This window comes from Nocardia araoensis NBRC 100135 (assembly GCF_000308435.1).
GTDB classification, from domain to species: domain Bacteria; phylum Actinomycetota; class Actinomycetes; order Mycobacteriales; family Mycobacteriaceae; genus Nocardia; species Nocardia araoensis.
Genome location: NZ_BAFR01000342.1, coordinates 1 through 22,031, shown reverse-complemented (window position 1 = coordinate 22,031; position 22,031 = coordinate 1). Strand labels below are relative to the sequence as shown.

Annotated in this window: 26 protein-coding genes and 1 pseudogene; 15 read left to right on the top strand and 12 right to left on the bottom strand. The window is 66.2% G+C overall.

Annotated features, from left to right (window positions below):
* The first annotated feature begins 285 nt into the window (after positions 1-285).
* Positions 286-855 (top strand): hypothetical protein, encoded by a 570-nt coding sequence (locus ON21_RS32700; protein WP_039804531.1) that lies wholly within the window; start codon positions 286-288, stop codon positions 853-855.
* A gap of 77 nt (positions 856-932) precedes the next feature.
* Here ON21_RS32700 and ON21_RS39055 read toward each other — a convergent pair whose 3' ends face one another.
* Positions 933-1,085 carry a hypothetical protein gene (locus ON21_RS39055; RefSeq protein WP_157171130.1) on the bottom strand — a complete coding sequence of 51 codons (153 nt, stop codon included), beginning with the start codon at positions 1,083-1,085 and terminating at the stop codon, positions 933-935.
* A gap of 61 nt (positions 1,086-1,146) precedes the next feature.
* Here ON21_RS39055 and ON21_RS32695 point away from each other — a divergent pair, with 61 nt between their 5' ends.
* From ON21_RS32695 to ON21_RS36300, 5 genes are read left to right on the top strand one after another with little or no spacing between them, the layout of a single operon-like run.
* On the top strand, positions 1,147-1,776 hold the full coding sequence (locus ON21_RS32695) for an ATP-dependent DNA ligase (protein ID WP_051021604.1): 630 nt from the start codon (positions 1,147-1,149) through the stop codon (positions 1,774-1,776).
* On the top strand, positions 1,724-3,217 hold the full coding sequence (locus ON21_RS32690; protein WP_245562829.1) for a site-specific integrase: 1,494 nt from the start codon (positions 1,724-1,726) through the stop codon (positions 3,215-3,217). The genes ON21_RS32695 and ON21_RS32690 overlap by 53 nt, the downstream gene beginning before the upstream one ends.
* Positions 3,214-4,983, top strand: a complete 1,770-nt coding sequence (locus ON21_RS36310; RefSeq protein WP_157171129.1) for a hypothetical protein — start codon at positions 3,214-3,216, stop codon at positions 4,981-4,983. Before ON21_RS32690 ends, ON21_RS36310 begins: the two co-directional genes overlap by 4 nt.
* Positions 4,980-7,085 (top strand): site-specific integrase, encoded by a 2,106-nt coding sequence (locus ON21_RS37695; RefSeq protein WP_051021602.1) that lies wholly within the window; start codon positions 4,980-4,982, stop codon positions 7,083-7,085. The genes ON21_RS36310 and ON21_RS37695 overlap by 4 nt, the downstream gene beginning before the upstream one ends.
* Before the next feature lie 18 nt (positions 7,086-7,103).
* A complete protein-coding gene (locus ON21_RS36300) occupies positions 7,104-7,532 on the top strand; it encodes a hypothetical protein (RefSeq protein WP_051021601.1) in 429 nt (142 codons plus the stop codon).
* A gap of 508 nt (positions 7,533-8,040) precedes the next feature.
* Here the strand turns inward: ON21_RS36300 and ON21_RS32670 are convergent.
* Positions 8,041-8,454: a DUF5994 family protein gene (locus ON21_RS32670; protein ID WP_039804527.1), complete on the bottom strand. Its 414-nt coding sequence runs from the start codon at positions 8,452-8,454 to the stop codon at positions 8,041-8,043.
* A 59-nt stretch (positions 8,455-8,513) separates the two neighbouring features.
* Positions 8,514-8,975, bottom strand: a complete 462-nt coding sequence (locus tag ON21_RS32665; protein ID WP_245562828.1) for a DUF5994 family protein — start codon at positions 8,973-8,975, stop codon at positions 8,514-8,516.
* Between the two features lie 296 nt (positions 8,976-9,271).
* Here ON21_RS32665 and ON21_RS32660 point away from each other — a divergent pair, with 296 nt between their 5' ends.
* The gene (locus ON21_RS32660; RefSeq protein WP_039804525.1) at positions 9,272-9,979 is read left to right on the top strand and encodes a TetR/AcrR family transcriptional regulator C-terminal domain-containing protein; all 708 of its coding nucleotides are present in this window, start codon (positions 9,272-9,274) and stop codon (positions 9,977-9,979) included.
* 8 nt (positions 9,980-9,987) lie between these two features.
* On the opposite strand, the gene ON21_RS32655 is transcribed toward ON21_RS32660, so the two are convergent.
* Together ON21_RS32655 and ON21_RS32650 are read right to left on the bottom strand one after the other, a co-directional pair.
* The gene (locus ON21_RS32655) at positions 9,988-10,413 is read right to left on the bottom strand and encodes a DUF5994 family protein (RefSeq protein WP_083881040.1); all 426 of its coding nucleotides are present in this window, start codon (positions 10,411-10,413) and stop codon (positions 9,988-9,990) included.
* Positions 10,410-11,165, bottom strand: a complete 756-nt coding sequence (locus ON21_RS32650) for a TetR/AcrR family transcriptional regulator C-terminal domain-containing protein (protein ID WP_083881038.1) — start codon at positions 11,163-11,165, stop codon at positions 10,410-10,412. Before ON21_RS32650 ends, ON21_RS32655 begins: the two co-directional genes overlap by 4 nt.
* A gap of 175 nt (positions 11,166-11,340) precedes the next feature.
* Here ON21_RS32650 and ON21_RS39050 point away from each other — a divergent pair, with 175 nt between their 5' ends.
* From ON21_RS39050 to ON21_RS41170, 3 genes and pseudogenes are all read left to right on the top strand, one after another.
* Positions 11,341-11,514, top strand: a complete 174-nt coding sequence (locus ON21_RS39050) for a hypothetical protein (protein WP_157171128.1) — start codon at positions 11,341-11,343, stop codon at positions 11,512-11,514.
* A gap of 70 nt (positions 11,515-11,584) precedes the next feature.
* Complete coding sequence (locus ON21_RS32645) at positions 11,585-12,808, top strand: fatty acid desaturase family protein (protein ID WP_039804523.1); 1,224 nt, start codon at positions 11,585-11,587, stop codon at positions 12,806-12,808.
* 167 nt (positions 12,809-12,975) lie between these two features.
* A pseudogene (locus tag ON21_RS41170) lies at positions 12,976-13,476 on the top strand (ATP dependent DNA ligase); the annotation flags it as partial.
* Positions 13,477-13,639: 163 nt separating this feature from the next.
* On the opposite strand, the gene ON21_RS40455 reads toward ON21_RS41170, so the two are convergent.
* From ON21_RS40455 to ON21_RS36295, 3 genes are all read right to left on the bottom strand, one after another.
* Positions 13,640-14,518, bottom strand: coding sequence for a hypothetical protein (locus tag ON21_RS40455; RefSeq protein ID WP_039804521.1), 879 nt, complete (start codon positions 14,516-14,518; stop codon positions 13,640-13,642).
* Between the two features lie 93 nt (positions 14,519-14,611).
* On the bottom strand, positions 14,612-15,037 hold the full coding sequence (locus ON21_RS32630; RefSeq protein WP_039804519.1) for a YbaB/EbfC family nucleoid-associated protein: 426 nt from the start codon (positions 15,035-15,037) through the stop codon (positions 14,612-14,614).
* 153 nt (positions 15,038-15,190) lie between these two features.
* The gene (locus ON21_RS36295) at positions 15,191-16,027 is read right to left on the bottom strand and encodes a DUF2637 domain-containing protein (protein WP_051021599.1); all 837 of its coding nucleotides are present in this window, start codon (positions 16,025-16,027) and stop codon (positions 15,191-15,193) included.
* Positions 16,028-16,154: 127 nt separating this feature from the next.
* Between ON21_RS36295 and ON21_RS39045 the strand changes: the two genes are divergently transcribed.
* Positions 16,155-16,469, top strand: coding sequence for a hypothetical protein (locus ON21_RS39045; protein WP_157171126.1), 315 nt, complete (start codon positions 16,155-16,157; stop codon positions 16,467-16,469).
* Positions 16,470-16,498: 29 nt separating this feature from the next.
* Here the strand turns inward: ON21_RS39045 and ON21_RS32620 are convergent, their stop codons facing one another.
* A complete protein-coding gene (locus ON21_RS32620) occupies positions 16,499-17,569 on the bottom strand; it encodes a tyrosine-type recombinase/integrase (protein WP_051021598.1) in 1,071 nt (356 codons plus the stop codon).
* Positions 17,566-17,862 (bottom strand): hypothetical protein, encoded by a 297-nt coding sequence (locus ON21_RS32615; protein WP_039804517.1) that lies wholly within the window; start codon positions 17,860-17,862, stop codon positions 17,566-17,568. The genes ON21_RS32620 and ON21_RS32615 overlap by 4 nt, the downstream gene beginning before the upstream one ends.
* Positions 17,863-18,127: 265 nt before the next feature.
* On the opposite strand from ON21_RS32615, the gene ON21_RS32610 reads away from it, so the two are divergent.
* The gene (locus ON21_RS32610; protein WP_039804515.1) at positions 18,128-19,444 is read left to right on the top strand and encodes an aspartate aminotransferase family protein; all 1,317 of its coding nucleotides are present in this window, start codon (positions 18,128-18,130) and stop codon (positions 19,442-19,444) included.
* A gap of 9 nt (positions 19,445-19,453) precedes the next feature.
* On the opposite strand, the gene ON21_RS32605 is transcribed toward ON21_RS32610, so the two are convergent.
* Entirely contained in the window at positions 19,454-19,957 is a 504-nt protein-coding gene (locus ON21_RS32605; RefSeq protein WP_157171125.1) for a nitroreductase/quinone reductase family protein, read from the bottom strand.
* A 103-nt stretch (positions 19,958-20,060) separates the two neighbouring features.
* On the opposite strand from ON21_RS32605, the gene ON21_RS32600 reads away from it, so the two are divergent.
* Entirely contained in the window at positions 20,061-20,429 is a 369-nt protein-coding gene (locus tag ON21_RS32600) for an arsenate reductase family protein (protein ID WP_039804512.1), read from the top strand.
* A 44-nt stretch (positions 20,430-20,473) separates the two neighbouring features.
* Positions 20,474-21,154 (top strand): TIGR00266 family protein, encoded by a 681-nt coding sequence (locus tag ON21_RS32595; RefSeq protein WP_039804511.1) that lies wholly within the window; start codon positions 20,474-20,476, stop codon positions 21,152-21,154.
* On the opposite strand, the gene ON21_RS32590 is transcribed toward ON21_RS32595, so the two are convergent.
* Entirely contained in the window at positions 21,155-21,757 is a 603-nt protein-coding gene (locus ON21_RS32590; RefSeq protein WP_051021597.1) for an NUDIX hydrolase, read from the bottom strand.
* A gap of 53 nt (positions 21,758-21,810) precedes the next feature.
* Here ON21_RS32590 and ON21_RS32585 point away from each other — a divergent pair.
* Positions 21,811-22,031 (top strand): nitroreductase/quinone reductase family protein (locus ON21_RS32585; RefSeq protein ID WP_039804509.1); only part of this gene is annotated, 221 nt, incomplete at its 3' end.

Below are 22,031 nucleotides of genomic sequence, written 5' to 3'. Positions count from 1 at the left end.
GACTGATCACATAGTGGTCATAGCTGCGCAGGTCGGGGCCGGACGCCAGCACAGCACCACCAGCAGAGGCCAGCAGTTCCCCACCGGGGAGTGGCCCCGTTGTTCGCCGTGGCGGAGGAGCGACTGCTGCCATGACGCGACCTCCTCGATATCGGATGGACAAAATTGGGGGTGGGCGAGGATGGGCAGGTGCGCTGGGTTTCGCGCGCAGGGCAGTAGCCGGGAGCGGGTAGCATCGAGTTCGGGAGAATCGGCAGGCGGGCCCGACATTTCAGGAGGCCGGCCATGTCCTCGCGTCGCCCACCGCGGTCCCCGCGTACCGCTCGATCCCCGGAAGTCGCCGCGCGACTGGAACGCTCACGCGCCCGCAGCAAACAACGCCGAGAACTGGCCCGCCAGCGCGAGCGCGCCATCCATGAAGCGGTCAAACGCTACCTCGCCGACTGGGCAGCGATCACCGCGTGTGAAACCACCCGCGATCACGACATCGCCGCGCTGCGCCAGCAGATCAGCGACCTCGAAGCGCGCGCCGCCAGCGAGATCGCCCGCTACCGCGCCGACCAGGCCGCGGCCGCAGCCGCCATCCGTGATCGTGGTGGCTCCGAGCAGGACATCGCCGACCTGCTCGAGATCAGCCTGAAAGAAGTCCGGCAACTGCTCACCGCCGCGCGCACCCACCCCAACCCCACCACACCGCAGCCACCGGTAACCGCCGCGCCGAGCGAACCGTCCCCGAGCGGCGACACCGCCGCCGCGTCGGCCCGTCCACGCACACCACCGGTCACCGGCACCGCCGCTCCCGGCGAGCCACCGGTGCCGCGGCATTCCGTGGACGGTGATGAGGGAAGGGGGTGATGTCCGTCGGCAGGCGGGGACAGCGGGCGCCGACGGACGGGCGGGCGGCTAGGGCTGGTCGGCGGGCACCGCGTAGGTCAGATCGGTCGTCCACGGATAGCTGCCAGAGGCGTCGCCGACGGCTTGCACCAACGCTTTGGTCGGTCGCCGTCGACGCCGAGTTCGACGATGCGGAACACGCTCATCCCGCCTGCGACCAGGTGGATCAGGGAGCCTTCCTCGAACTGCACACGCCCGAGCCTAGCGAACCACACCATTTGGTTGGTATTCGCTAGGAATACGCTGACAGGTGTGTCCGTGCCTGCGCCGATGCTCGCGACCGCCGGTCGGCCGCCCGATACACCAGGACGGTGGGCGATCGAGATGAAATGGGACGGCATGCGTGCGGTGTGTCGCCTCGCTGGTGGGCGGGTGGAGTTGTACAGCCGCAACCGCAACAACGTCACTGCGTGTTACCCGGAGCTGGCCGCCGCGCTCACGCAACGCGCGCACGGCACCGACATGATCGTCGACGGCGAGATCGTCGCCCCCGACCCGGGCACCGGCGCGCCGTCGTTCGCCCGACTGCAGCAGCGCATGCACCTGACCCGCCCTGCCCGCGAACTGGTCGCGGCCGTGCCGGTGGAGCTGTTCGTGTTCGATCTGCTCGAACGCGACGGTGTCGGCACCATGGCCCTGCCCTATGTCGAGCGGCGCGCCCGCCTGAGCGAACTCGACATCACCGGCAATGGTGTACGTGTCCCGCCGTACTGGACCTTCACTCACCCACCCGACAGTTGTCGGAACTCATGGTTGATCATTGCCCGATTGGTCATGAGACGGACGGTGAGGCTTGAACTTCGGATTATTGTCAGAGCGTGGGTGGACGTTGCGGTTCTACGACTTTCAGCGTCGGTGGGCCAACGTCGATCATCTGGTTGAGGGAGTCGGTGATGTCCTGGCACAGGCGCGGCAGAACGGTGCGGTTGACGGCACGCCGTTCTTCGTGGATCCGTGGGGTCGCGCGGATCCGTTGATCAACGCCTTCTGGCGGGCGCCGAAGCCCGGCGCGATGGGTTTGAAGGTCGACACGCTCCGGCGGTATGCGTTTTCGCTGAAGGTGTGGCTGGACTTCCTACACGTAATCGGCGTCCGGTGGGAGGAGGTCGGACGTGATGAGCTTGCGATGTTCAAGCAGTGGCGGTTGTCGACGGAGGAGAACCCAGACGCGGTGATGCCGAGTTCTTTTCAGGTCGATCGCGCGGCGATCCGCCGGTTCTACGAGTGGGCGGCTCGCCACGGCCGGGCGGAGAACCCGGTTCGGGTTCGCGCGATTGTGCGCGGAATCGATGGCAGGGCAGCGCGGGAAGTGCTCGAGGGCACGCCCGCAGCGATCCGCCGTGCCGATGTGAAGTGGTTGACGCCTGAGGCGTTTCGGTTGTGGCGCAATGTCGGATTGCGGGGCTTCGCGCTTGACGGGCTGCCGGTCGAGGCGTGGCGAGGGCGGACCGAGGACCGTGATGTTGCCTTTGTCGAGGGACTATTCGGCACGGGGTTGCGTCTCGGTGAGTGGTCGAGCCAGTTGACTATCGAGTTGCCGTCACCGCATGAGCAGGGGTTGTTCCGGGGGCAGTTGTCGGCGGCGTGCGCGAAGGGATCGGTGGGCCGGCCGTTTTGGATGCGGCGTCGGGTGGCGGGGCTGGTGAGGTTCTATGTCGAGGACGGCGGGCGGAGTGCGTCGATCGCGCGTGCGCAGGCCGCACGCCGATATGACAGCGTCGCGGGCCGATGGTTGCTTCGCGAAGTGCGCAACAGCCGGCTGATTCGGGTCGTTGATGATCTCGGTCGTTTGCGTGATATTCGTCTGGACGCGATGACGCCGCAGTTGCGGATGAGGTTGTTCCGTGAGAGTGATCGAGGGCTGGAGCCGGTGTGGTTGTGGTTGAACTACGACGGCACACCGCGGCCGAAGCAAGCCTGGTACAAGACATTCGACCGCGCCAACACCCGGGTGTCGCGGGCGCTGGGCACCGCAGGTGGGGCGCCGCGGTTGTGGTGTCGCCCGCATATGCTGCGGCATTCGTTCGCGCTGCGCTGGTATTGCATTGCCACGTTCGTGGCCTGGCATCGCACCGACTTGCTGAGCAAGGAGGAGCAGCGCGATTTCCGCAATCAGCTGGGTGATGTCTGGTATTTGATGGCGACGCTGTTGGGGCACAGCAGCGCCGAGGTCACCCGCGAGGTGTATCTGGAACCGTTCAAGGCATTGGAGGTCGAGGCGCTGATGGGGTTGATGGAAGCCGATGACCGCCACGCCTTGGAGCGTCTGGTCGACGCCTTGACGGTGGGGCAGCCGCGGGTGCTGACCGGAACGAACGCGTGAGCGGCAAAGGGCGCGCGGCGGGCCTGCCGCCGCGGGGCTGGCGACCACCGCCGCGGCAGCGTGGCATGGTGGTGGAGTTCGTCAGCGAGGACGGCCGCCAGCGCAAGACGTTCAACTTCTCGGTTCTCCCAGGCCAGGAGGAGATTCGGGAAGAATTCGCTGCGGCGTTCGCAGAGACGATTGGCCCATTGGGGCCGCGGCGGCGGCTGGGATCGGCGAACAGCGTATGGACAGTGATCCGCAAAGCGACGCTCTGGCTGGCCGAGAACCGCCCCACCATGAGCGGGCTGGCCGAACTCACCATCGCTGATGCCCGGATGATGCTCAACGCGATGCGCACACCCAATGGGGACCGGCCGGTGTCGCAGCTGCGGACTCTACTGGGCTACTGCCCGACTGTGCGGCTGGAGGTCATGCGCGAAATTTCCCGGCACATGAATGGTCGCCCCCAGAGCGGCGCCCAGCCCTACACCGAGCAGGAATGGCGGTGGATCACCATCGCGCTGCGCCGGATCATCCGGCAGGCCCGCGACCGCATCCTGACCCACCGGCAGTTGGTGGAGAACTTCCGGGCCGGGCAGTTGGACACACGCCACCGTTTGGATCCGGATCGCTGTCTGGGCGCGGTGCTGGATTACTACCTACGCACCGGCGAGCTGCCGAAGGCAACCACAAGCGGGTTCAACTCTCCGACGGTCCTGATCGCCGGCTGGGCGGCGGAGCGGCCGCTGAAGTCGCTGGTGCACCTCGAGCCCGGGGAGGTGTGGGCATTCGGTGCGCTGCTGGTCGGGTTGACGGGGTTGAATCCCTCGACGGTTTTCGAGTTGCCGGTCCCGCGCACGCGAGCGACAGCCCCGGATGAGCCGGGGATCGTGTTCGTCGACGCGATCAAATATCGACGCGGTCCGCGGGCAGCGATGACCGTGGCGCTGACGGATCTGCGCAGCGAACTACACCCGCTGCCGGAGGATCAGCGGCCGCAGCAGGTGCTGCGCACATCGCTGACCACCTCTTTCGGGGTGTTCATGCTGCTGGTCGACTTGACCGCATCCGCGCGGGCGATGATGAGAACCGAGTTCGCGTTCGCGTTCTACAACGCCAGCGCCGCAACCGGTCTCAGCGACCGCTCGCCCGGCATCAACAACTCCAGCCGCGCGCTGTGGGTCAGCGACCTGCTCACCGGTGATCCTCACCGCGACGAGGTGATCCGCGCCCTCGGGTTGAGTCGGCTACGCAAGACGCACTTGGAGCGACACCGGCGACCGGTCGCCCACAACCCGGCCACGCTGAGCCGATACCTGCGCAACATGCACACCGTCACCGAGGAGGGCTACCAGATCATCCGTGAAGCGCTCGACGCTCAGGTCACCGACGCACTCGCCCGCCGCCGAATCCAGGTGCACACCAGCCCCGCCATCGATGCCCCGGACACGGTCGTGGGCGCCTGCGTGGATTACGAACATTCCCCACACGACGGCGGCAGTCGCTGTCGGCAAACGTTTCTGACCTGTCTGGACTGCTCGAACGCACGGGCGTTCCCGCGGCATCTGCCCTTCCAGCTGGCGGTGCTCGACCAGTTGGCGGCCGCGCGGGCCGCAATGCCGATAGCACGCTGGGTTGGCGAATTCGCCGGACGGGTCGCGCAGCTCGAACAAATCATCGCCGAATTCGAGCCCGCGCAACGCGACCACGCCCGAGCCCAGATCACCGACACCCACCGCACCATGACAGTCCGCTTGCTGGCAGGAGACCTCGACTCGTTATGACCAACCCCCACCCTGCCGCCGAGGTCGTCATCGGCGATCTGCTGGTCACCGCGGAAACCCCGGTGCTGGCTCGGCGCCCCATCTACGACCCGACCGCTGTGTTGTCACGATTCGCGGATCCGGCATGGGACCTGTTCCCGGCGTTGCCCGACCGCCATCATTCCAACGAAATCATCCACTGGGGCACGTACCCGGAATCGTTTCTGCTGGCCTGCAAGTTCTATGTCTTCGCGCTGCTCAACATCATCGAGGACGCACCACGGATCTCGACCTCCCGGTCGCGGGTGCTGACGATTCCCTCGATCTGGACGGATCTGCGGCACCTTCGGGTCTTTCTGCGGTGGCTGGACAACCGCAGGATCACCACACTGACCGCGATCACCGAGTCCGATCTGGATTCCTACTACGCCTACACCCTCAGCCAGCCCATCACCTCCTCCCACCAGCGCGTCAGGCTGCTGACCGTCCAGCGTCTGCACCTGTATGCCGACTGGCTGCCCGAGTTCGCCCGGATCACCGTGCCGGTGATCTGGGGTGGGGCCAGCGCGGCGGAGCTGGCCGACGACCCGGACCCGCGCCGCGTCGGCAACCGCACACCCCGCATCCACCCCGACGTGATGGGCACACTGCTCTCAGCAACGTTGCTGGTCACCGAGACCATCGCCGCCGACATCCTGCCCGCGGCCCGGCGCTTGGTCGCCATGCGCACCCTCGCCGTTCGCGCCACCGAGGATCTGCACATACAGGACTCTCGCTCCCCGCATGGCTGGCGATCCACCCAACAGCGACTCGAACGCATCCTGCCGGTCTTCGCCGCCGCAGGATTCCCGCTACCGGGCCGCGAAGAGAACGACTGCACGGTCGTCGACTTACTGGGTCTAGCGCATGCCGGCCAGCTGGGGTATCAACAGCTTCAACGCAAATGCGGCGCCGCAGCGATCGCAGGCAGCGGACTCCCGGTTGAGCCCGGGCTGCTACGCGTCACCGGTTTCACCAAGGTCGAGGGCAAACCATGGCGTCATCAGCCGATCGAGACGCCCGAACTGCGTACGCTGATTCGTCACGTCACCACCGCCTGCTACCTGGTCATCGCCTATCTGTCCGGAATGCGAATCGGGGAGGTCCTCAACCTGCGACGCGGATGCGTCACCCGCGATGCAGAACTCGGCATGATCTTCCTGTCGGGGCGCCAGCTCAAAACCACCTCTGAGCGCGCGCAGCGAACCCCAGCCACCGTTCCCTGGGTCATCAACGAACACGTCGCTCACGCCATCTCGCTCCTCCAAGACCTCGCACCCTCCGCGACGTTGTTTCCCTTCGGGAAATTCGGAACCCTCGACTGGATCGAATCCACCCGAACCCGCACCAAAGGACAAATCAACGACGACCTGCGCGACTTCGTCACCTGGTTCAACACCACCCTCGCCGACGCCATCGGCCATCCGCACATCCGCGACGACGAGCACGGCCCCGCCACCGGCGGCCGGTTGCGGCGCACCCTGGCCTGGCACATCGTGCGCCGCCCAGGCGGCACCATCGCCGCAGCCACTCAATACGGACACCTCTACACCGGCATGACTCACGGCTACGCCGGTCAAGCCGACGCCGGATTCCTCGACGAAATCACCTTCGAGCAGTTCCTGCTGCGCACCGAGCAACTCCACGACGACCACCAACGACTGGCCCACGGCGAGCACATCTCCGGTCCAGCCGCCGCCCTTTATCGCCACCGGATCGCAGATGCCCACCACTTCCACGGCGTCACCATCACCACCGGCGCCCAAGCCAGTGCCGCATTGGCCAACCCCGACCTCCAGATTCATCACGGAGCATTACTGACATGCGTGTTCCGGCCCGAAACCGCGGCCTGCCACAGCGACATCACCGCTGACACGGGCGAACCGGTCTGGCCACGATGCCGGCTGAGCTGCTCCAACATCGCCTACACCGACCGCGACATCACCCAGCTGCGCCGCCACGCCAACGTCCTCGCCAGCGACCTCAACCGCCCCGGGCTCCCGATGCCGCTGCATCACCGCATCGCCGAGCGGCTCGCTGAGCATGAAAAGGCCATCACTGCTCACGAATCCAGCAAACCCTAGACAGGAGCCCCTCGCCTCATGTCTCGCACCGCCAGCCGCTCTGCCCAACTGGCAGACGAGCGTCGACGTATCCGCGACGCCGCACAGCGCCTACTGACCGGCGCACCGCACCGCAGCAGCGGCACCCTCACCATCTCCACCCTCGCCACCGAGGCTGCGCTGTCTCGGCAACGGCTCTACGAACACCACCCCGATCTTGTCGCCGAGTTCAAAGCCGAAACCGGCTCAGCACCTGCGTCAGCAAATGCCATTGCGGTGCAACAGCAACTGGCCGACGCGCACGATCGCATCAGGGAACTCGAGGGCCGCGAACGCGAACACCTCGACCAGATCAAAACCCTCTGCGCGGTCATCACCGAACTCACCCACGAAACCCGCGCCAGCAACCTGGTGCTGCTGCCACCGCGACGGGCGGACTCATCCGGGTCAACACACATCCTCCGATGAGCGGTCGGCACGGATTCGCCGGAGACTCAGGTGCCGCAGGATGCCCGCTTCGGTCAGTTCACGATTATTCGACGTCGGCGATGAATACCGGATCCCGGAACCGCGCCCAGCGCTCGACCGCTGCCGGCACCGACGCACCGAGCGGGTGGCTGGTCTCGCGGATGATCCGATCCAGGGACTCCGGCAGCCCGCGTAGCCGTATCCCGTTCTGACCCAGCCGGTGCACCGCAAGCTGGCGTGGCTGTCGTGGCCGGCTGCGACCAGCGCGCCGAACCATTGCGCGTTCGCGCTCGATCCCTGCACTCGGCGCTCGAGTCCGCCGCGAAGAGGAGGCATGAGAACCTCGAAGCCCTCACAGCCCTCGCGCGGCTCTCTGCATTGCCGGGCCTCTGGTCGAAGCTGGGCAAGCCGGGTGCGCTGCCGGTAAAGCGCACATCGTTGCGGCCACGAGCATCGAACCGGTCCTTAAGCCGGAGGTCCGGCAGCTTGCATGGCCGGGGTCGCCGATTCAGGATTTCCCTGACGCGCGCCGCATCTGGTGGTCTGCTTGGCCGGGTGGGGTGCCTGCGGGGATGACGAGCAGAGTCAGCTGGGCGTCGTTCGTGCCGAGCAGGTGCATGGTGCCGGGTGGTTGACCGGTATCGGGTCCGTGTACTTCGACGCCGTCCGGGTTGTCGATGCGGCGTTGGCTGAGACTGACCGCGTTCCAGTCGAAGCTGACGCGAGCGGTGGGGCCGAGGCGCGGGGTGAGGGCGCTGATCAGGTCGTGCAGTTCGGCGGTAAGGTTGTTCGTCCAAGGCCACCAAGCGCCGTCGACGCGCTCGGAGCCGGTGGCGGGTTCACGCAGCAGGAGGCGTGGGGTGCGGGTCGGTGTTCGGAAGGGTTGACGGTCGGGTTCGGGCGGGCCGGTATTCCGGCTCATGTCGTGATGGTTGGTGATCGGGCGTTGTCGAACGATTCGGGGCATGTCTGTTCCTGTGCTCATCGGGGTGTGCGGGTTGCTGATGCGGGGGTGACGGCGGCCATCAGGGCCGTGTGCGCGGTGTCGTCGGCGGTGGACGATGGGATTACGCGGAGCACGATCAGGCCGCGGTCGCGGCCGAAGACGTACATCGTGTTCCACAGTTCGAAGGGGTAGGGATCGAGCCGGACGGTGTGACCGTTGACGGTCGTCTGCCGGGGCGTGTCCGACCAGCACGCGGGGTCGTAGACGACTCGCCAGACGGGGCCGAGTCGGACGGTCAGGACGGCGAGGAGGTCTGGCAGTTCGGTGGTGAGTTCGCGGGAGCGCGGCCACCACGCGCCGTCGAGGTATCCGTCGCGGTCGGCTTTCGGCTTCAACCTCAACCGGGGTGTGTAGTTGGGCGGAACGCGATGGCGGGCGTACTGCGGGCGGATCTGTTCGGGCGCCATGATGTTGCTGGTGTTCCTGTGGAATCGCATTTCGAGTCCTCTCGAGGCGTTGTTCGCACATGGTCGCGCCATGGCGTGGGTGGTCGCCGGGGCCGCGCGTATGACATGCGGCGGCGGTCGGGGGTGGCGTCGCCCGCGGATCCGATGGCCGTTGGTGCCCGCGAGCATGAGCGTGAGCGGATACCTGATCCGGTCTGGATCGGCGACGCGCAGACCGGATAGTCGCCGTGTATGTCCAGTACACGCCGTTTCCCTCGTGATGTCAACGTTGTAGGTCTACACTCGTAACGTCATCGGAGATTGCGAGGACGATGGAGGCATCCGGGATGGACGAAGTTCCGAACCGGCGGCCGGTTCGCGCGAGAACCGGCGGGGGCAGCGGTCCGGTCACCAGGGCGGCCGTGCTGGCCGCGGCGCTCGAGATCATCGATCGCGATGGGGTCGACGGGTTGTCGATGCGGCGGCTGGCCGAGGCGGTGGGGCGGGACCCGATGGTGATCTACCGGCATGTGCCGAACAAGGCGGCGGTGCTCGATGGTGTGGCCGAAATCGTGTTCGCACAGCTGGCGGTCGATGCCGCCGACCCGGACTGGGCGGCGCAGTTGCGGGCGGTCGCCCGCGATTTCCGCCGGCTGGCTCTGGCCCATCCGCGGGTGGTGCCGCTGCTGGTGACCCGGCCGCTGGCCACACCATTGGGGTTGCGTCCCTATGCGGTGGTCCGTCCGCTGGAAGACATCCTCCAGTTGCTCACTCGCGCGGGGTTTTCCGGTGCCGACGCGCTGCACATCTACCGTGCGGTGTTCGGATTCCTCTATGGCCACGTTCTGAACGAGTTGCAGGAGATCGTGGAGCGTCCCGAGGAGACCGACGATGTGCTGCGGCTCGGGCTGCACCGCCTGCCGATCGGCCAGTTCCCGTTGTTGCGAGAACTGGCACCGGTCTTGGCCGCCTACGACGGCGCGGCCGAACTCGAACGCGGTCTGGACATCCTGCTCACCGGTCTCAGCGCCACGCTGCCGGGTCCCGGGCGATGACGTGTCACTCAGCCTGCCTCGAGGGAACCGCCTTCGAGGGAACCGCCTTCGGAATCCCAGCATTGCTGTGCGGCAATCGTTTCGGCATCGCCGGTGGACCCAAGGTCGACTCGCACGGCGAGTCTGCCGCCGCTGACCCCGAGGACATCGATGGTGTGCGCGGGCTTGTGCCGGTAGCCGTCGAGCCGGACCTGGCGCCCAGCGTTGGCGAGTTTGCGGGGTGTGATGGTCCATTCGTCGAGGTGATAGATCACTCGATGGATCGGGCCGAGCCGGACCCCGAGCACCGCGAGCAGATCGGGAAGCTCGGCCACGAGGTCGTTGCCGTACGGCCGCCACACCCCGCCGGTGCCCGCTGTGTCGAATTGGAAACGCAGTCGATGGACGGACGGTGTCTGCCACCTCGGGGCGTTTTTGCTCAGTTGTAGCGTCATGGCCGACGCTCCCATCTCGGCCGCGCCGCGGCCGGGTTCAAGGTCTCGGTGAGACCGGTGATCAGGATGTCCAGGCCGCGTTCGAGCTCGGCTGCGCCGTCGTAGGCGGCCAGATCCGAGGCGAGACCGCGAAGCAAGGGAAACTCGCCGATCGGTAGGCGGTGCAGGCCCAGACGCAGCAGGTCGGTGGTCTCTTCAGGGCGTTCGACGATTTCCTGGAGCTCGTTGAGGACGTGGCCATAGAGGAATCCGAACAGCGCCCGGTAGATGTGCAGGGCGTCGGTCCTGCTGAAGTCAGCTCGGACGAGCAGCTCCAGAGTCCGTTCCAGCGGCCGCAGGGTGCCGAGTGGCCGCAGTCCGAGCGGAGTGGACAGCGGGTGGGTGACCAACAGTGGAACCACGTTCGGGTGCGCTACGGCCAGCCGGCGGAAGTCGCGGGCGATGATGCGCAGTTGACGGCGCCAGTCGGGGTCGGCGGGCTCGACAGTCAGCTGTTCGAGCACGATCTCGGCGACCCCGTCGAGCAGTGCGGCTTTGTTGGCCGCGTGCCGGTACAGCACCATCGGGTCGCGGCCGAGCGCCTGGCCGAGGCGCCGCATCGACAGGTGCTCGACACTCTCACGATCGATGATCCCGAGCGCGGCCACCAGCATCGCAGACCGGGTCAGTGGGGTGTTCGTGGTGTCCCCGCGGTCGGCGCGACCTGCTGAAATGTCTGTGGAACCGATTGGTTCGGCCTTGATTCGGCTCATCGAATCAGCGTCTCCTCTCGGCCGGACGCTGTCATTGTTACCGTTGTAAGTCTACGCTGTAGACAGACGGTGTAGCCAGCCTTTAAGCTGGATGCAACCGGTTCGCCCAACCGCTGGTAGGCAGATGCGAGGAGTTCGTGGCCGAACTGCGCGACCGGGAGATAGGAACATTCCGATGACGATCAAGCACAAGATCACGAGCCGGGCCCGGGCAGGATGGGTGAGGTTGCAGACGCTGCTCGCCAGACCCGACGAAGACAGCCGCCGCCGAACGGATATCGGCGGCAGGCGTCCCGGCGGCACCATCGAACGAGCCGGGCGCAAGCTGAGACACGCCTTCGAACACTGACCCCGGTCTCGACCGCCTGCGGGTAGGACTTGTCCGCGGCAAGCGCTCAGGAGATTCGAGGACATAACGAATGGCAATCACACAGGTAGCCGTCTACGCACACTTGAGCGATACGGATGTCGAAGCATTGGGGCGGGAACTCGACGCGATTCGCCGTGACATCCTGGATCGGCGCGGCGCCCGGGATGCCGCCTATATCCGTCGGACGATCGCGTTCCAACGAATACTGGATGTCACGGCCCGACTGGTGATCGCCTGCACCCGAACGAAACGCGACTGGTTGCTGGGGACGACGGCGCTGGCGGCGGCAAAGAGCATCGAGAACATGGAAATCGGCCACAATGTGTGCCACGGCCAATGGGATTGGATGAACGACCCGGAAATCCATTCCAGCACTTGGGAATGGGACATGACGGGTCTGTCGTCCCAGTGGCGCTATTCGCACAACTATCGCCATCATGTGTACACCAATGTCCTCGGCATGGACGACGACATCGGGTTCGGCGTGATGCGGATGACCCGCGACCAGCGGTGGGGACCATGGCTGCTGTTGCAGCCACTGCAGAACCTGTTTCTGGCGGCGACTTTCGAGTGGGGGATCGCTCTGCACGATCTGTACTCCGAGCGCGACCGCGCGGCCACCCCGGCGGAGAAGACCGCCCAGACCAGAGCACTGATCGGGAAGATCGCGCGGCAGATCGGCAAGGACTACGTGCTCTTTCCGGCGCTGAGCGGGCGGCACTGGCGTCGCACACTCGCCGCGAACTTCGCCGCCAATACGCTGCGCAATCTCTGGGCGTATGTGGTGATATTCTGCGGTCATTTCCCTGACGGCGCAGAGAAATTCACTCCCGCTGCCGTGCAGCACGAGACCAAGGCCCAGTGGTATCTGCGGCAGATGCTCGGGACCGCGAATTTCCAGGCCGGGCCGGTGCTGGCATTCCTGAGCGGAAACCTGTGCCATCAGATCGAACACCATCTGTTTCCCGACCTGCCCAGCAACCGGTACGCCGAGATCGCCCGGCGCGTACGCGCGTTGTGTGACAAATACGACCTGCCGTACACCACCGGACCGCTGATCCGGCAGTACCTATTGACCCTGCGCACCATTCACAAGTTGGCCCTACCGGACAGCTTCCTGACCGCGACCTCCGACGACGCACCAGAAACCGCCTCCGAACGCAAATTCGGCGCACACCCTGCGATCGGTGTCGGCGCATTCCCTCGGCGCGGCCTGCGCACCGCGCTGAACCTCGCACGCCGGTTTCCGTCCTCCCGAGGGTCGAACCTCTAGTGCACTGGAACTGATCAGCCGAGTTTTTCGCGGCCGAGGCGCTGAGCCCCATCGCGCATCCGGCAATGCGGCGACGCGGTCCAGCCGGTCGGCGAGTACCTGCCGCGCGTCGGCGCCGTCGCAGGGAGCGAGTGCGGCAAGGTAGGGGTCCTTCTATGCGCTGAGGAATGAGACCGAATGCCCTACATCGCGCATTCACACAGAGCCCGTGTTACCCGAGCAACCCCGGATGTCGCACGTCAACTACACTCGCACAGCGAGTTCCGACACCAGTGTCGGGCAGTGAATGGACCGACATCCCGGTCGGCACCATGCTCGACACCGCCGCCTCCCACCGGCTGGAAGGTGTGGTCAGCAAACGCGTCGACTCCGTGTACCGGCCGGGGACACGTTCCCGGCTGTGGCTGAAGACGGCGATCCGGCAGACGACAGAGGTGATCATCGCAGGCTGGGTTCCCAGCAGCGGCGGCGGCGAGCGGGGCGCGCTGGGCTCGCTGATCCTGGGTGCCTACGACGAGTCGAACCGTTTGGTCTACATCGGGCACGTCGGCACCGGCTTCACAATGGCCGCGCGGCGGGCACTGCTCGAACGGTTGAAGGCATTGACCACAACCGACAGCCCGTTCCACTGCCCTGCTCCGTCATGGCGGGTGGCGGCGGCGCGGTGGGTGAACCCCAACTGGTGGGCACCGTCGAGTACCGAGAGTTCATCGGCGCGCTACGGCATCCGAGCTGGCGCGGATTGCGCGCTGAGATCGATCCCTCCAGGGTGCGGCTACCGACTCGAGACGTGCCCTTCCCCCGGGCTTGAAGCTGTCATGGCTGGTGAGATCAGGCGTTGGCGTAGCCACCGGCATTCCACACCAACCAGCGGAACTGCTGCGGGGCGAACGCTTGGCGAGCGGGAACACCCGAGGCCGGAGAATGCGGCCAGAACGCTACACCGCACCGATGGCAGTAGAAACCGGCCTGCCACACCGCATGCGCGGTGGAACGTCCTCGAACGATGCGGCCGTTGCGGCGAATACGGCACACCGCAACAGTGAGCATGACAGCGCCAGGCGCTGCTAACCCCCCGAGGAACATGACCGTGGCCAGGGCCGCGATACCGTGCGATACCCCCGGCACGGGATGCGCGATCCCAGCGATCGCCGGAACGATCCCTGACAGCGCTGGCACGAGCAATATGAGGGCTGCGAAGGTCATCCACCCAGCGGGGGTGCGGGCTGGCTCGCGGGCCAAGCTGTGGGCGAGTGCTGTGGTGTGGGTACGGTCGACGGTGGCCGTGCCGAACACCGGCATCAGGCCCGTCGGGGCGAGTCCCACACCGGAATAAACGCTTGTCCCGAAGCTGGTCGACACGCCATCGGCATGCAGAGCGGGCACACTCTGCACCCAGTCGAGTTGATGGCAGTGCGGACACCTCAGATCGACATTCATACGGCCAACCCCCTCCCGCGTCGTCGGGTTGTAGCGGCGTGTCTGTGGTGCGAGTACCTGCAACGAAAGCTCTGCGGGGTATCCAACACCCTCCGCGATCTGCTGTCGAGAGCGATTCCTGAGCTTCGGCATCGACAAGTCCTTCCGTGCACAGCTCGGCGTGGTGACGGTCACCCGCGCGCCGCGGATCATCCAGCGGGCCACCGACGAAGATGACGCCATCTCCGACAGGTGGTCAGGCAACGGGGGAGTGGGCAACTCGTCGACCACGATGGGACATTGTGGCGGGTCCGAGTTGTTGGCGGGTTCGGCGCGTCGTTGTGATGCCGAGTCCTGAGGATTGTGGGCCTACGCGCTGTTGTTTCAGCCTCGGCGGTTCAGGCGTTCGAAGTAGGCATCGTCGGCGGCCTGAACTTCTTCTTCGGTCATCGCTGTCGTGGCGTTCAGTGGAGGGCCGACCTGAGCAAAGGTCTCCCGAATCGCTTCTATTCCGGCTTTGACGCGTTCGCCGCGGAGGAGCGGCTGCATTGCCTTATCGACTTTCGTAGCGGCGTCGCGTTCGGCGGCGGCGGTCGCGTGCAGGATCAGTTGGGCGAGTTTGTCGCCCCAGCGGTGTGCGTCGCGGGGGAGTTTGAGGTCGCGTAGATGTCCGCTGGCGTCGATGATTGCTGTGATGGTGCCGTTTGCTGCGGTGCCTGTGCCGCGGATGTGAGCCAGGACTGACCGGATCTTCGTGACACGGGTTTGCATTTCCGCGATCGTGGTGTCGAGCTCTGGTGGCTGGTTCACATCAGGTCCGCGAATTCGGCCTGCATGGCGGGGTCGTTGGCGATCTCTTTGACGACGTCGAGGGGACTGCGCAGACCGAAGTAGGTTTTCATGGTTGCTTTGGTCGGGTCGAACGCGTCATCGACCCGATCTTTCGCCGGGCAGTCGCCGCAACTATTCCCTTCTCAGGTCATTTCGTGGGGTGAAGGTGGCTGCGTCGCTGAGAATTCGACTGATGGTTGAACGGCTCTTGTTCAGTTCGTCGGCGATTCGTGTGGAGTTCCAGCCGTCGAGATGGTGATGCGCAAGGGCTTGGGCGACGAGTTCGGGGTCGCGGCGCCGCGCTGGGTCGCGTGCACACAGTCGCGCTGCGATTTCCGCGAAGTCTCGGCGCCTACTCTCGGACGCATCCCGTGGCGTGTGCACGCTGTCGATCGTGTTCTTTTCCGGGTCGGCAGCCTCGACTCGCTGGTCGCTGACCGGATCGATCATCAGAGGCATGAGCGATTCACCGTTCGTGCGATCGGAGGCGTGTGAACGCACCTCGCTGCTGGCGGAGTGGGCGAGTGCCAGCAGCGCAACGGTGGACTGTGCCATCGATCCTTCGATGATCAAGGGCCACAACCATGCTTCGCCGTGCGGGACGCCAGCGGTGATTGCGAGCGACCGTAGTGCGGTGAATGACAGCCAGAACGCGCCGGTGGCGATCAGGGCCGTCATGGCTGTGGCGATCCAGTGGGTGGCGCGAGCTCCGGCGTGTGCACGCAGTAGTACAGACACTCCATGGACCGCGGCCAAGAGCGCGAGAGGCGGGATGATCGCGACGGCTGCGGCGACGGCGGGAAGTACGGTGTCGTGCAGGAGGGCTTGGGTAGCGTTGCCGGTGATGCTGACGGTGGCCGCGGCACCGAGGACTGTCCAGAAGAACGCGTTTGCACGCGGCTTGCGGGCGGCGAGCGAATGTGCGGTGTGCACGACGGTGGTGGATGGGGCTATGGCGATATCGGTCATAGAGGGGTCCCTGGGATGACGTGATCAGCGCGCGGACGACTGGTACACACGGGGTTGGTAGATGGACGTGACGGTGGTCGACAACGCTCTTTCGTGCCGGCGTTCCTCACGGTTCTAATGCGACTGGATGCGCGCAGTCGGGATGCTGTCGCCGTATTCGGCCGCGATGATCGGCGGCAATGGCGACCGCGATGGCAACGGTGTGGGGGGCGCATCTACATGCGCAGCAAGTAGATGCGCAGTACGACGTCTGCTCGAACAACGCTGGTTGCCGTTGCCGGGCAGGCTCGCATTGGCACGCGCCAGTCACGTCTCCAAGGGGCGCACGGCCGACATACTCACGATGTACGCGGCGGTTGAGCCGACGACCGTGGCCCAGCATGATCGGGCTATTGCCGATTTCGTCGAGATGCTGCGGTCGCAGGCATTGTTGAGTCGATGAGGCAATCAATGTCATTCGATGTCCGCCCTCTACGGTGAATCGGAGCGATCGCCGACAATGTCGCGCTCGATGTGACGGACGAGCGGATGCGGTTCTGCGGTCAGGCCGACGAGGGCTTGTGCGACTTCGACGATCGTTGCGCGGGTGTAGACGTCTGTCACGGATCCTGAACTCAGAGCGTGACCGGCGAACTCGCGAGCCACCGCTTGGCCGTAGTGCCTCTCGACCCAGGTGAGGGTCGTGTGCCGCAGCCAGTGGGTGGAGAAGCGATGCACGGCGGCTTGCGGTACATACTCGCGCATGCGATTCCAGAGGATTTCGTATCGCTTGCGTGTCATCGGTTTACCGTTGCGATTGCGCAGCAGCCGCTCGTCGGGTCGACCGCCCCGGATTTCATGATGCCGGAGAAGCGCCCCCATCAGGGTGGGGGAGACCGGTTGCCAGCGTTCGCTACCTCCCTTCTCCCGCAACCGGATCAAGCACTGCCCCGGGTCGAGGTCCAGACGCCGCAATGCCAACGCACCGCAGATCCGGCAGGCCGTCTCGGTGTGCAGGCGCAGCAGGAGAGTGTCGAGCTCCGGATCGTTTCCGGTGCTTCCGGCGACTTGGTTGATTTCTTCCAAAACCGAACTCGAGATGGCCCGGCGGCTCGATGGCTGACTTCGGGGTCTGATCAGCTTGCGAGCAGGGCTGCGACCGTCCGGAATATGTCCGTCGTTCTCGGCCTTGCGATACAGGTACCGCAACGCGGCGATCGTGTTCTGTGCGGCCACTCGCCCTCCGCGATCGTTGCTGCGGATCGGACGGAGAGTTCTCAAGGTCCCAATCAATTGTTCGAGATCAGTGGTGGTGGGGTCGTCGATCGGCCGGTCGGGCCAGCCAGGGACCTCGAGAATTCTTGTCCAGCAGCTCTTATATGCCTTCCGTGTCCCTCCTGCGGGCATAGCGGCGAGAAGTTGCGGGATATACGTGGCGAAGGTCGGTCGAGGTGTGCGGGAGGACGAGCCCGCTCCCAGCAGGTCCTCGGGAGTGACGCCGAGTTTGCTCAGGAGGAGGGCTGCGGCCTCGATACTGGCGACATCGGGAGAGTCGGCAGTCACGACAGTTCACCTCCGAGTACTTCGAGCACACTGTGCGCGACCATGTCGTCGAGCAAATACATCGGGACGAGAAGCAGCGACGGCGTAGCGGTGGGGGCAACTATCAGCACGCGGGTGCCGATCTCGGCGCCCACGAGGTGCCGCAGTTCCGCCGGCAATCGAAGGTGGCCCTTCCGCGTCACCGCGGCCGAGCCGTCCGCGCGGGAGGACAGGACGGCGACTCCGCCGCTGATACGCCAGCCGAGGCGATCACCCGGCACCCAGCCCCGTGAGGCGACCAGCTCACGGTCCATGATCTGGCCATGAGTATCGACCGGACGCAACGAGTACCCAGCCGCATTCGGGCGATGGCGGCGCATAGGGGCGAGCGGCAGCTCGACCATTGCTCCTGCCGTGGCTCCGGAATGCGTGACAGCGTGGCCGAGGCTTCCTGACCTGTGGGGAATCACAGGCGGGACAGTTCCCGTCATATGCCGCGCCTCCAGCCGCGCAGGCGCTCCGATAGGGCTATGGTGCCAATGTGCTGTTCTATCCAGGTTCGAAGGGGGAATTCGCCCCATGAGCGGGTCAGATCACGTCTTCTATCCTTGGAGCGCGCAGGCGCAGGTGCACCCGGCTCCGATCACCGGGGCGTTCGGCTCCTACTTCTGGGACGACACCGGCAAGCGCTACCTGGACTTCTCCTCCCAGCTGGTCAACGTGAACATCGGACACCAGCATCCCGACATCGTCGCGGCGATCGTCGCCCAGGCGCAGCGGTTGGCGACGATCTCGCCGACGGTGGGCAACGACGTGCGCAGCGAACTGGCCCGGTTGATCGTCGAGCGGGCTCCCGGCGAGCTGAACCGGATCCTGTTCACCACAGGCGGCGCCGAGGCCGTCGAGCACGCGGTGCGTCTGGCGCGAAGCTACACCGGGCGGACGAAAATGCTCGCCGCCTACCGCTCCTACCACGGCGGCACCGGTGTGGCGATCGGTCTTACCGGGGAACCGCGTCGCTGGGGTGCGGAGCCGACCAACGTCGACGTGGTGCGGTTCTTCGGGCCCTATCCGTACCGGTCACCGTGGGGCACGGCGACTCCCGAGGAAGAGACGGCCGCCGCGCTACGGCACCTGCGTCAGGTGATCGAGCTGGAGGGGCCGCAGCACATCGCGGGACTCATCCTGGAGACGGTGGTCGGCACCAACGGTGTGCTCGTCCCGCCGCCGGGTTATCTGGCCGGCGTGCGAGCGCTGTGCGACGAGTTCGGCATCGTCTACATCGCCGACGAAGTGATGGTCGGGTTCGGCCGGGTGGGCGAATGGTTCGCGGTACAGGCCTTCGGCGTCGAGCCGGACATCATCACCTTCGCCAAGGGAGTGAACTCCGGCTACGTCCCGCTCGGCGGCGTGCTCATGGCCGAGCGGATCGCGCAGCGCTACGACCACGTGGTGTATCCCGGTGGTCTCACCTACGCGGGCCACCCGCTGGCCTGCGCGGCGGGTGTCGCCTCGATCGCGGTCTTCGAGCGTGAGGGAATCCTCGATCATGTGCGGGCGGTGGGCGCCGATGTGCTCGGAAAAGGTCTGCGCGAACTCGCCGGTCGTCATCCGAGCGTCGGCGAGGTCCGCGGGCTCGGCTTCTTCTGGGCGCTGGAACTGGTCCGGGATCAGGGCAGCAGGCAGCCCCTGATCCCATTCGCGGCGGCGGGCGCGGACGCCGAACCGATGGCCGCGGTGACCGCGGCGGCCAAAGCGCGCGGGCTGTGGCCGTTCAACGCGGGCAATCGCTTCCAGATCGCGCCGCCGCTGACCACGACGGCCGACGAGCTGCGGACCGGCCTCGAGATCGTCGACGAAGTGCTCGACGTCGCCGACGGCTACGTCGGAAGCTGACCGGCCGACTCAGTGCGGCGTCAGTTCCACCACGACGCCGCCCTGCTGCCAGGTCTGGTAGATATCGGCCTTGGCGGGTGAACCGTCGGCGGTGAAGCCGATGCCGTTGTATTTCGCGTTCTGCTTGTTGTCCCTTGCGACGATCTCGTAGAGCCGCAGCACGTCGGCCTCGGAGGTGTGGACGACCGGGTCGAAGGTGCGCGGCTCGCCACCGAAGGAGGCCCGCACCGGATCGCCCGCCCGCAGATTCTTCACCCACGGACGCAGGGCGGTGCCGATCAGCAGGCTGTCGCCGTGCCGGGTGTAGGCCACCGGGACGTCGTAGACCTTCCCCGACTTGCGCCCGACGACGTGCAGGATCATCAGCCGCTTGCCGACGACGCCGGACAGGCCCGGCACGCGCAGCAGCGTGCGCACGACCCGATTCATCACGCCCTGATACGAGGGGATGCGTTCGGGACCGGATGTGGTCGGTGTGCCGTAAGGGTTTTCGGACGACGCGCGCTCAGTCATGGCTTCCAGTATCGAGGCATGCCCCACGCTCGGCGGGGCAACGTCCGAGATCCGCCAGTGGGCACTGGGCGGGCGCGCTGCGCGCCCTCGGTACCCTGCGTGCATGACTTCCGGGCAGACAGAGATCTGGCACAACCCGCGGTGCAGCAAGAGCCGCAACGCCACCGCGTTCCTGAACGAGGCCGGTGTCGACCACACCGTGCGAAAGTACCTGGACCAGCCGCCGACGGCAGCCGAGTTGCGTGAGGTGTTGCGGCGGTTGAACGCCGAACCGTGGGACATCACCCGCACCGGCGAGCAGATCGCCAAGGATCTCGGCATGGCGAGCTGGGCGCGGACGGCCGCCGACCGGGACCGCTGGATCGAAGCGCTGGTCGAACATCCGGGACTGATCCAGCGGCCGATCGTGCTCACCGCGGACGGCGGTGCGGTGGTGGCCCGCGACGACGCCGCACTGCGCGATCTGCTCTGACAACCGTTCCCGCCGTGGAGAAGTCGGCGGTAGGGTCGGCGGACATGAAAGTACAACTGCGCCACAGTCCCGCCGCCGCCGTCGCGCGGTGCTTTCTCGCCGGGGGCGAGCCGATGCGGGTCGAGAGCGGCGCCATGGTGGCTCATTCGGCGGGAGTCACATTGCAGGCCAAGGCCGAGGGCGGCATCCTGGCCGGACTGAAGCGATCGATGCTGGCAGGGGAATCGTTCTTCGTCTCGACTTTCACCGCGCCGCCGCAGGGCGGATGGGTCGACGTGGCGCCCGCGCTGCCCGGCGACATGCTGAATTTGCAGATCACGCCCGATCGGCCCTTCTTCATCAGTCGCGGTGGCTGGATCGCCAATTCGCACGGCGTGCAAGTGGAGAGCAAGTGGGGCGGTTTCGCCAATCTGTTCGGCGGCGAAGGCGGGTTCGGTCTGCGCGCGCACGGCGAGGGGGAGATCGTGGTGGGCGTCTTCGGTGCGATCGATGTGATCGATCTGCAGCCGGGTGAGCCGATCACGATCGACACCGGGCACGTGGTCGCCTACGACCTGGCGATGAATTTCAACATCCGGCGAGCGGTGTCGGGTCGATCGATCCAGTCGTTGAAATCCGGCGAGGGCTTCGTCTTCGATTTCACCGGTCCCGGCCGGGTGCTGTTGCAGACACGCAATCCCGGTGCGTTCGCCGCTTGGGCCGCATCCGTCGCCTCGTCCAGCTGATCAGGGCCTGGCCCCGCCGTCCTGCGCAGACCGGGCGCCTGCCAGCAGATCCGTGATCAGCAGGCGGGTGTCCGGGACGAACGGCCAGTCCGGATCGGCCAGCCGCGCGAGCAACTCGGCGTCGGTCCACCACCATCCCGCGGCGATCTCCTCGGATTGGTGGCGGACCGGCCCGTCGTAGCGCAACTCGTACGCGAACAAATGACAGCGCATCGGCCGACCGGCCCATTCGCCGTCCCAAGACACCGTCGCCAGCGGTTCCGGGGAAACCTCGGCGGGGTCCGGCGTGACGCCCAGTTCTTCGGCCAGTTCGCGCAGGGCCGTGTCGCGCGGCGTTTCGCCGGGTGCGACCACACCACCGGCCAGACAGTCGTGCATGCTCGCGAAAACGAGCTTGGTGTCGGTGCGGCGGTGCACGTAGACGCGCTCGCCGTCACCCGACCGCAGGAGCACGCCCGCGCTGGCGTGCCACAATCCGTCGCGGTAGACCGTGGCCCGCTCGGCGGCGCCCACCGGGTTGCCCGCCGCATCGTAGACCGCGATCGTTTCGGCGCTCGGATCTCCGGCGTGGGGTGACTCGCGATGCTGCGGCGGCGCGGACATGGGTCGAGAGTAACGTGAACTCCGCACGCCACAGGGAGAGAGGATCGCCGCCCATGGTGCTTCCGCACGCACTGGCGAATTTCAACCGGCATGTCACGAACCCGACCGCGGGCCTGGTCGCGGGACGCGCGCCCGGCTTCGGCATCGTGCTGCACAAGGGCAGGAAGTCGGGACGGTCCTACCGCACCCCGGTCATGGTCTTCGAGCAGGACGGCGCCTATCGGATCGCGCTGACGTACGGCCGGAATGTCGACTGGGTCAAGAACATCTGCGC

Excerpts from the sequence above, each read along its gene's own strand:
- ON21_RS32700 (WP_039804531.1), top strand. The coding sequence starts at position 286 with ATGTCCTCGCGTCGCCCACCGCGGTCCCCGCGTACCGCTCGATCCCCG.
- ON21_RS37695 (WP_051021602.1), top strand. The coding sequence starts at position 4,980 with ATGACCAACCCCCACCCTGCCGCCGAGGTCGTCATCGGCGATCTGCTG.
- ON21_RS36300 (WP_051021601.1), top strand. The coding sequence starts at position 7,104 with ATGTCTCGCACCGCCAGCCGCTCTGCCCAACTGGCAGACGAGCGTCGA.
- ON21_RS32670 (WP_039804527.1), bottom strand. The coding sequence starts at position 8,454 with ATGAGCCGGAATACCGGCCCGCCCGAACCCGACCGTCAACCCTTCCGA.
- ON21_RS32665 (WP_245562828.1), bottom strand. The coding sequence starts at position 8,975 with ATGCGATTCCACAGGAACACCAGCAACATCATGGCGCCCGAACAGATC.
- ON21_RS32660 (WP_039804525.1), top strand. The coding sequence starts at position 9,272 with ATGGACGAAGTTCCGAACCGGCGGCCGGTTCGCGCGAGAACCGGCGGG.
- ON21_RS32655 (WP_083881040.1), bottom strand. The coding sequence starts at position 10,413 with ATGACGCTACAACTGAGCAAAAACGCCCCGAGGTGGCAGACACCGTCC.
- ON21_RS32650 (WP_083881038.1), bottom strand. The coding sequence starts at position 11,165 with ATGAGCCGAATCAAGGCCGAACCAATCGGTTCCACAGACATTTCAGCA.
- ON21_RS39050 (WP_157171128.1), top strand. The coding sequence starts at position 11,341 with ATGACGATCAAGCACAAGATCACGAGCCGGGCCCGGGCAGGATGGGTG.
- ON21_RS32645 (WP_039804523.1), top strand. The coding sequence starts at position 11,585 with ATGGCAATCACACAGGTAGCCGTCTACGCACACTTGAGCGATACGGAT.
- ON21_RS36295 (WP_051021599.1), bottom strand. The coding sequence starts at position 16,027 with ATGACCGATATCGCCATAGCCCCATCCACCACCGTCGTGCACACCGCA.
- ON21_RS39045 (WP_157171126.1), top strand. The coding sequence starts at position 16,155 with ATGCGCGCAGTCGGGATGCTGTCGCCGTATTCGGCCGCGATGATCGGC.
- ON21_RS32615 (WP_039804517.1), bottom strand. The coding sequence starts at position 17,862 with ATGGACCGTGAGCTGGTCGCCTCACGGGGCTGGGTGCCGGGTGATCGC.
- ON21_RS32610 (WP_039804515.1), top strand. The coding sequence starts at position 18,128 with ATGAGCGGGTCAGATCACGTCTTCTATCCTTGGAGCGCGCAGGCGCAG.
- ON21_RS32605 (WP_157171125.1), bottom strand. The coding sequence starts at position 19,957 with ATGACTGAGCGCGCGTCGTCCGAAAACCCTTACGGCACACCGACCACA.
- ON21_RS32600 (WP_039804512.1), top strand. The coding sequence starts at position 20,061 with ATGACTTCCGGGCAGACAGAGATCTGGCACAACCCGCGGTGCAGCAAG.
- ON21_RS32595 (WP_039804511.1), top strand. The coding sequence starts at position 20,474 with ATGAAAGTACAACTGCGCCACAGTCCCGCCGCCGCCGTCGCGCGGTGC.
- ON21_RS32590 (WP_051021597.1), bottom strand. The coding sequence starts at position 21,757 with ATGTCCGCGCCGCCGCAGCATCGCGAGTCACCCCACGCCGGAGATCCG.